Raw genomic sequence first — 745 nt, 5'->3', positions numbered from 1 at the left:
CGCCAGCGGGACGGAGTCCTTACACTTGGGCTATTTCCAACCAACTTGCAGTGACCGTACTGGCGATCTCTACGGTTGGTTCTTGCAGTTACGGCTCAGGGAAAATAATGGTTTAATGGTGACTTAACAGTCGAAACTTCCTGGCCCAGGCCGGAACGCTCTCGGCAGGGCCTCTTGTCATTAGCCTGGGATCCCTTCTCCCCTTGTCTATGCTGAAAACCACTCGTCGCTTGGCTTTGCTGGCCCTGTCGGGGCTGGCGGTTCTTGTTCTCGCTCCCCAGAGGGGCCTCGCCAGGCCCATCATCGTCGGCTCCAAGGACTTTACCGAGCAGTTTATTTTGGGGGAAATGTACGCCTTAGCCCTGGAGGCGGCAGGGTTCACGGTGGAGCGCAAGCTCAACCTGGGCGGAACACCGGTAGCCCATGCGGGCTTGTTGAGCGGCGAGATCGATCTCTACCCCGAGTACACCGGCACTGGCCTGCTGACAGTGCTCAAGTTGCCCAGCAGCGGCGACCCGGCAGAGGTGTACGCGACGGTGGCCCGCGAGTACGAGAGCCAGTTCCAACTGATTTGGCTGGATCCCGCCCCCCTGAACAACACCCAGGCCCTGGCCATGACCCGCGCCAGAGCGGCTGAGCTGGGCATTGCCACCATCTCGGACATGGTGGCCAAAGCGGGCGAGCTGGTGATGATCGGGCCGCCGGAGTTTCAAGCCCGCGAGGATGGCCTACCCGGGATCCAAGC

General features: G+C 61.2%; 1 protein-coding gene. It reads left to right on the top strand.

Going from position 1 to position 745, the window contains the following annotated elements:
• Positions 1-209: 209 nt before the first annotated feature.
• Positions 210-745, top strand: a 536-nt coding sequence (locus tag NW819_RS08485; RefSeq protein ID WP_414413492.1) for a glycine betaine ABC transporter substrate-binding protein, incomplete at its 3' end; no start/stop codon positions are given.

The organism is Synechococcus sp. R8-2 (genome assembly GCF_047461715.1).
In the GTDB taxonomy this organism is placed as follows: domain Bacteria; phylum Cyanobacteriota; class Cyanobacteriia; order Thermostichales; family Thermostichaceae; genus Thermostichus.
This window is presented reverse-complemented; position numbering and strand designations above follow the sequence as displayed.